The 6,874-nt window shown below is 58.0% G+C and carries 6 protein-coding genes and 1 pseudogene; 4 read left to right on the top strand and 3 right to left on the bottom strand.

Going from position 1 to position 6,874, the window contains the following annotated elements:
* Positions 1-89 precede the first annotated feature (89 nt).
* A complete protein-coding gene (locus E5198_RS19880) occupies positions 90-1,130 on the bottom strand; it encodes a YafY family protein (protein ID WP_136491186.1) in 1,041 nt (346 codons plus the stop codon).
* A gap of 84 nt (positions 1,131-1,214) precedes the next feature.
* Between E5198_RS19880 and E5198_RS19875 the strand changes: the two genes are divergently transcribed.
* From E5198_RS19875 to E5198_RS19860, 4 genes are all read left to right on the top strand, one after another.
* On the top strand, positions 1,215-2,057 hold the full coding sequence (locus E5198_RS19875) for a tetratricopeptide repeat protein (protein ID WP_136491187.1): 843 nt from the start codon (positions 1,215-1,217) through the stop codon (positions 2,055-2,057).
* Complete coding sequence (locus tag E5198_RS19870) at positions 2,054-2,677, top strand: hypothetical protein (RefSeq protein ID WP_178084093.1); 624 nt, start codon at positions 2,054-2,056, stop codon at positions 2,675-2,677. Before E5198_RS19875 ends, E5198_RS19870 begins: the two co-directional genes overlap by 4 nt.
* A 67-nt stretch (positions 2,678-2,744) precedes the next feature.
* Positions 2,745-3,224 (top strand): hypothetical protein, encoded by a 480-nt coding sequence (locus E5198_RS19865; RefSeq protein ID WP_136491188.1) that lies wholly within the window; start codon positions 2,745-2,747, stop codon positions 3,222-3,224.
* Between the two features lie 60 nt (positions 3,225-3,284).
* Positions 3,285-4,004 (top strand): hypothetical protein, encoded by a 720-nt coding sequence (locus E5198_RS19860; RefSeq protein WP_136491189.1) that lies wholly within the window; start codon positions 3,285-3,287, stop codon positions 4,002-4,004.
* Between the two features lie 756 nt (positions 4,005-4,760).
* On the opposite strand, the gene oadA is transcribed toward E5198_RS19860, so the two are convergent.
* Both oadA and E5198_RS19850 read right to left on the bottom strand, forming a co-directional pair.
* A complete protein-coding gene (oadA, locus tag E5198_RS19855; protein WP_136491190.1) occupies positions 4,761-6,569 on the bottom strand; it encodes a sodium-extruding oxaloacetate decarboxylase subunit alpha in 1,809 nt (602 codons plus the stop codon).
* 10 nt (positions 6,570-6,579) lie between these two features.
* Positions 6,580-6,874, bottom strand: a pseudogene (locus tag E5198_RS19850) (acetyl-CoA carboxylase biotin carboxylase subunit); the annotation flags it as partial.

The following is a 6,874-nucleotide window of genomic DNA, read 5'->3' as shown; positions in this document are numbered from 1 at the left end:
ATGCTGAGTTCGTGGTAAGACATGGCAACACCGTACCGGAAAGGTCAGGTGTTGCACTCAGTTTTTGCCGCCGCCCCTTTATCCGCGACTCACCCCTGGTAAAGCGCAGCCATGCGTCGTGCTTTCTCGCCGACTTCGTCACGCAGTGCCTGCGGAGCCAGGACTTCTATGCTGTCGCCCTGAGACAGTATCCATAGCTTCAGCCCTTGGCTTTCGACAATCCGGCACTCCAGAGTACCTCCACCATCAGCCCCGGGCTCCAGCACCTGCTCCGCGGTCAAGGCGTTTTCAGAAAGCCGTTCGAACATCGGCTTGTCCAGACGCAAGCGCAACTCGATAGGCGGCGCGTCCTCAGAGGTGATGAACGACTTTCCTCTCACCGCCTTGCTCATCTCGAAGCCTGCAGGGACTTCAGCATGCGCAGCCCCTTTGGGGGGATCGACACGCTTGAAGCGCTGCAGAGGCAAGGCGCGGACCTTGCGTTCGCTATCGCCATCGAAGGTGCACGCCAGATAAAGGTTGCCATCCTGGAACGACATCCCCAGCGGGTTGATCACCGCCTCCTGATCCCTGTGGGAACTGCGCGAACGATAGAGTACGCCAACCTTTCTATTGGTCACGACTGCATCTTTCAGATGGGAGAGAACTTCGGGACGGATCTCGGCAGGGAGCAGCTGCTGAAACCGCGAGTTGCTGACGAACTTCCTCGCCCAGTCACCAACACTGTCCTTGTAGCCCTGCTCGACGATACGCCTGGCATGCTGATAAAGCGGCTCCAGATCCTCAAGGAGGATAGTCGCGCAGAGGGGGCGGGCATGATCGATCAACATCATCAGGGACAGCGCCGTCTCATGGGGCAACATAAGCTCCGGCACCGACTTGTCCAGCCACCACCTCTTGGCCTTCCCATCCTCTACGCACTTGAGATATCCGAACTCCGGCAGCCCACGCAGCTTTTGCAGATGTCGCTCCAGCGTACGCTTCTCGATGGCGAAGCCGGCTTCCTCGACCTTAGCAAATAGCAGAGGTGTACTGATGGCATCGTTCCGTTTTCTAGGCAACAGGCTCAGAATACCCAGCATGCGAGCTGCGATGCTACCCGGCGGCTTACCTTTACTCGGCTTTGGCATAGAACTCTCCCTGTCGCCACATGCGACATGGTTTGTCGCACCCTTGTGGAAGAATATCAACCTCGCCTGAAGAGGGAAAGGTTCATGCCGCGCAAGGAAGGAATCGGCTACCTGCCGTCGATGCGATTGCCCACGCTTGAACAGCTGCGGATCACTCCCATGAGCGAAATCCAGCGTTACTGGATGGGGGTGGGACTGTCGACCTCGCTCTTCAGTGAACGGGTGTGCGAATTCGAGACAATCGGAGAATTTCAAGAGTATTACCGACTACTGCGCAAGGAGGCTCTGGCCGGTGTGGATAACGCCTGGAACGAGCTTGGCTGGCTGTGGATGAACGGCTTTTTCCTTGCGAAAGACCACGAACAAGCCGTCAGAGTGCTACAGATCGCGACACAATTCCAGTGCCCGGAGGCCCATTACAACCTGGGGCTGATATATGGTTATATGGGGAGCCCACATCGCAATCAGCCAGAAGCACTGCCCCACCTGGAACAAGCCTATGGACGCGGGATCTTGCTGGCGGCGTATTCCCTGGGCGAACTCTACGAAGGTAACTGGGTGGCGGAGCAAGGAGAGGTCGGCGTTTTCGTCGAGCCTGATCCGAAGAGGTCTTGGGAATGGTACTTGCGAGGCGCTCAGGGCGGGCACGTCTGGGCGTCGATGAAGGTCGCTCTCCGCCAACTGGAAGGCACTGGTTTGTCTGGCAGCGTAGAGGATGGCGTGAACCTTCTCAAACAAGCCGCCGAGTACGCACTCGGTGCAGAGCCGGCGGAAGCACTGATGGAGTTCTATTTGGTGACCCAACCCGGCAGCGACGAATACCACCACTGGCGCGACAGGGCTATTGCCATGAATAGCAGCCAGGCTAGAAGATACCGGGCCTACGATGCCCATAGGCAGGCCAGCGAAAAGGAGAAGCAGGCGTGACTAAACGTGGAACTACGATTACCGAGCTTTTTCGAGCCGTGCCTGAAAGCCGACTGGCCGAGGCGAATGACGGTTATCAACGCCAGAGCACGCTCCGCATTCCCAGCAATGTTCCCTACGTCGTGGACAATATATGGGAGTGGCTGCGACCAGCCTCGATGCCATCGCGCCGCCATGCCGTCTATGCCAGCCCGACACCCGAACTGGCGCTTGAGAATGCCAGCGCCCCGCTTGCCGACGGAGATCGCTACGTCGCATGCCGGGTGATTGTCGGCGCGGATGAGATCCGCGTCGCTCAACTCGAAGTGAGCGATGCACGAAACCATACGGATATCCGCATGATTACCCGCTGGCTCAGTCTTCACAGCCGGGAGCTCACTGAGAAGCCTCTGGCCGACAGGCAAAGACTGGCACTGCTGTTCAGTCCGGGGCTGCGGCAGGATGAGCTGGAGACTCTGCGACAACAGAGCCCGTTGATCGAACAGCTTTGCACTCATGTGCAGCAGCACTCGACGCTCTGGCGCACGGCATATTCCGTTCCCAACGCGACGACTGGGGAGCTCTTTTTTGAACTGCTAGGCTCCGCCAGCTACCGTCTTGAGCCAATTCAGACCGCCTAGTCCATGTGCATCCGTCAGCGCACGCGGATGCCGGTTGGTCTTATCACTTGGTGCCACAGGTGGGGAAATGCCTAAATTGTCGCAAGGCGATATATTTGAGTCCATTGAAAAATCACGAGATAGCCTTGCTGTTGTCTTTGGCCATATTGGATTTAATCTAATGAGCCAATACTGGAAAGCTTTTTCGGCCCGCCACCCACAGGTGGAAATGATTCGATCCCCTTTCAATGGGCTGCCCAATATTCCGGTTCAGCTATCCAACAATAGATGGCTCTGGTTTATACAGGGGGAGACAAACCATGGAATGACCGACGAACGCCTATTGAGTAATCTCGAAATGGCGTTTTCGTGGGCGTCAAGACAGCATATAAGGTTTGTTGTCACGAATGGTATAGCCGATACGGATCATGATAAAGATACGGCGCACAACCGGCAAAGCGACGAGAGAAGAGCGCGCTTCTTGGTTGATTATGCAAGGGGTGTGGAAGAAAAGCACGACATAAGGATTGAGCTTGTTAGTTTGAATGATATTTTTGTGCGCTCATGATGATCTGTTCTTGTTGTTATTACTTGGCTGGATTTCTTTCGGTGAAAGGAACTCAATAAAATGAGCCTGAGAGTTTTGCGCGGCGGCAAAATAATATACCAAGCAAAAAGTGGCGACTCTTTTGATGTGTCCAATAAGGCGATCGAATACCTTCTTGAGGGCGTTGAACTTGACCGGGATGTGCTTCTGATAGATCTGCTTCTGATTCTGAAGAAAAACCCTATTCTAATTCAAGTTTTCGCGCGACTTCGTGCCGAAGAGATCCTGGAAGATGCACTTGAAGGGCAGTTCAATGAGGGTCATGAATACGGCGTTGAAAATATCGAATATTTGGAGTTGGACTGGGGCTTTTCATTCAGAGGGGATGATCTTCTCTCAATCTGGCCGAAAATGTCTTTTTCTGGCATTGGCTATGAGTTGCAGGAACCGCTGCAGACCGACTATGCGGTTTTTCCTGCCGGTGCACGGCAGGATTGGGCCCTGGAGTTTTGCGCGCCCAGAGAGCTGGCAAGCTACCCAGTACGTATAAATTCTGGGATCAAGATGGAGCCCAATTGCCAGCCAAAATTGATCGACCTTGGTCGCCCTGACTTGGGAAAAGTGATTGAGGGAGTTCTTTACTGCCTTTCGTGGTTTGGTTCAAAAACCGATCGAGAAGAGACAAAGTCCAGAATACTCGCAGCGATCGAAGAAAATGATTTTCACGAAATCGATGTAGACGACCACCTCAAGGAGCTGGAGGAAATGATCGCGAAAATTGACGAAAAGGAAAATCCTTGACGCCGCGCCCATGCTGAGCACCGATGTTTATTGACCTGATCAAAGCATTACATACCCAGATTACACTCAGAGCCTGTGGAGGACCACCAGATGCCAATTCTAGCTCGCACCCCGGAACAGATCATGCGAGAGGAGCCGAGAGATCTGTACTTTATTGAGTTCGCCAGTGCCAGTGGTGAAATATTCCCCCTGGATCCGTTTCGGCACATTGAGAGTGGCCGACACCCAAGGCCGGACGACCCGCCTGGTCGCGCTGAATTGCTGGCGTGGTTGGAGGAGCACCTACCGAACATGAGAATAGAACCCCTGGCCCCCTACGAAGACTCTTGCGTTATCAGTGGGGGAGTGCTTGGCCGACTTCGTCTGGACTTCGACGAAGAAAGCCTACAAGTCTATGTTAAGCGCTGGGAAGACGCCGATGGCAAGCCTCTTGATCCACGTTTTGCCTGCTATGCTTTAAGCTATGTGCAGATGACGGATACTCTTAAATAGCTAGATAATGACCCTCGGCAGGGGGCGTCAGTATGCGTTTAGTTAAATGCATTGAGTGAGTAGGGTCGCGCGAAGGAAATTTACCTGTAAAACTAATCGCCATTAATGGTTTTTGTCGCAGTTTCATGAAAAGTATTTGGGTTTTTTCTGCTTCCGGTCGCTGGCTGGGCATATAGAGGCCGGCACATCAAACAGTCACTCCCAATGCGGCAGCAAAAGTTCAAGAACAAAAAAAGGGGAGCCATTCGGCTCCCCTCAAGGGACTTATTCTCCAATCTCGATGAGTACTTCACCGGGATTGACCCTGTCGCCCTTGACCACATGGATGGCCTTCACGGTACCGGCGATCGGCGCCTGCACCTCGGTCTCCATCTTCATCGCTTCGGTGATCAGCACCGGCTGGCCGGCCCTGACCACGTCACCTTCCTTCACCAGCACGTCGACGATGTTGCCCGGCATGGTGGTGCTGACGTCGCCCGGGGCGGCGCTCTGCTTGCGCTTGCCGCCGGCGGCGCCGCCGACGAAGGCGTTGAGCGGCTCGAACACCACCTCTTCCGGCATGCCGTCGATGGCCAGGTAGAAGTGGCGCTTGCCGTCGGTCTTCACGCTGACGCCGGTGATGTCGACGCGGTAGCTCTCGCCGTGCACGTCGACCACGAACTCGGTGGGCACGCCTTCCTGGGCGGCCGGGCGGCCGGCGGCGTCCGGCTGCGGCAGCAGGGCTTCCGGCTTGAGGGTGCCGGCGGCGCGCTCCTCGAGGAACTTGCGGCCGATGTCCGGGAACATGGCGAAGGTCAGCACGTCTTCCTCGGACTTGGCCAGGGCGCCGATCTCCTCGCGCAGGCGGGCCATTTCCGGCTTGAGCAGGTCGGCCGGGCGCACGTCGATGACGTCCTCGTGGCCGATGGCCTGGAAGCGCAGCTGCTCGTTGACCTCGCCCGGGGCCTTGCCGTAGCGGCCCTGCAGGTACAGCTTCACCTCGTTGGTGATGGTCTTGTAGCGCTCGCCGGCCAGCACGTTGAACACCGCCTGGGTGCCGACGATCTGCGAGGTCGGGGTGACCAGCGGCGGGAAGCCGAGGTCGGCGCGCACGCGCGGGATCTCCTCGAACACCTCGTTGATGCGGTGCAGGGCGCCCTGCTCCTTCAGCTGGTTGGCCAGGTTGGACATCATGCCGCCCGGCACCTGGTTGACCTGCACGCGGGTGTCGACGCCGGTGAACTCGCTCTCGAACTGGTGGTACTTCTTGCGCACGTTGTAGAAGTACAGGCCGATCTCCTGCAGCAGCTCCAGGTCCAGGCCGGTGTCGAACGGGGTGCCGCGCAGGGCGGCGACCATCGACTCGGTGCCCGGGTGGCTGGTGCCCCAGGCGAAGCTGGAGATGGCGGTGTCGATGTGCTCGGCGCCGGCCTCGATGGCCTTGAGCTGGCACATGGCGCCCAAGCCCGCGGTGTCGTGGGCGTGGACGAAGATCGGCAGGTCGATCTCGGCCTTCAGCGCCTGCACCAGCTCGGCGGTGGCGTAGGGGGTGAGCAGGCCGGCCATGTCCTTGATGGCGATCGAGTCGACGCCCTTCTCCTGCATGCGCTTGGCCAGCTCGACGAACGACGCGGTGGTGTGCACCGGGCTGGTGGTGTAGGCGATGGTGCCCTGGGCGTGCTTGCCGGCGGCCTTGACCGCCTCGATGGCGGTGCGCAGGTTGCGCACGTCGTTCATCGCATCGAAGATGCGGAACACGTCGATGCCGTTGACCGCGGCCTTGGCGACGAAGGCCTTGACCACGTCGTCGCTGTAGTGGCGGTAGCCGAGCAGGTTCTGGCCGCGCAGCAGCATCTGCAGGCGGGTGTTGGGTAGCGCGGCCTTGAGCTGGCGCAGGCGCTCCCACGGGTCTTCCTTGAGGAAGCGCACGCAGGAATCGAAGGTGGCGCCGCCCCAGACTTCCAGCGACCAGTAGCCGACCTGGTCGAGCTTGGCGCAGATCGGCAGCATGTCCTCGAGGCGCATGCGGGTGGCGATCAGCGACTGGTGGGCGTCGCGCAGGATGGTGTCGGTGACGTGGATCTTCTTGTTCATGCTCAATTCCTCACAGGCCGGCGTGGGCGGCGATGGCGGCGGCGATGGCCAGGGCCAGCTCTTCGGGCTTGCGCTTGACCGAGTAGTTGATCAGTTCCGGGTGGGCTTCGACGAAGCTGGTGTTGAACACGCCGCTGCGGAACTCCGGATTGCGGAGGATTTCCTGGTAGTAGGGCGCGGTGGTCTTCACCCCCTGCACGCGCATGTCGTCCAGCGCGCGCAGGCCGCGGTCCAGCGCCTCTTCCCAGGTCAGTGCCCAGACGATCAGCTTCAGGCACATCGAGTCGTAGTACGGCGGAATGGTG

The organism is Pseudomonas sp. A-1 (genome assembly GCF_004801855.1).
GTDB lineage: Bacteria > Pseudomonadota > Gammaproteobacteria > Pseudomonadales > Pseudomonadaceae > Geopseudomonas.
This window is presented reverse-complemented; position numbering and strand designations above follow the sequence as displayed.

What these genes read in the sequence shown, in the direction of transcription:
- E5198_RS19860 (WP_136491189.1), top strand. Translation starts at nt 3,285, where the DNA reads ATGAGCCTGAGAGTTTTGCGCGGCGGCAAAATAATATACCAAGCAAAA.
- E5198_RS19865 (WP_136491188.1), top strand. Translation starts at nt 2,745, where the DNA reads ATGCCTAAATTGTCGCAAGGCGATATATTTGAGTCCATTGAAAAATCA.
- E5198_RS19875 (WP_136491187.1), top strand. Translation starts at nt 1,215, where the DNA reads ATGCCGCGCAAGGAAGGAATCGGCTACCTGCCGTCGATGCGATTGCCC.
- oadA (WP_136491190.1), bottom strand. Translation starts at nt 6,569, where the DNA reads ATGAACAAGAAGATCCACGTCACCGACACCATCCTGCGCGACGCCCAC.
- E5198_RS19880 (WP_136491186.1), bottom strand. Translation starts at nt 1,130, where the DNA reads ATGCCAAAGCCGAGTAAAGGTAAGCCGCCGGGTAGCATCGCAGCTCGC.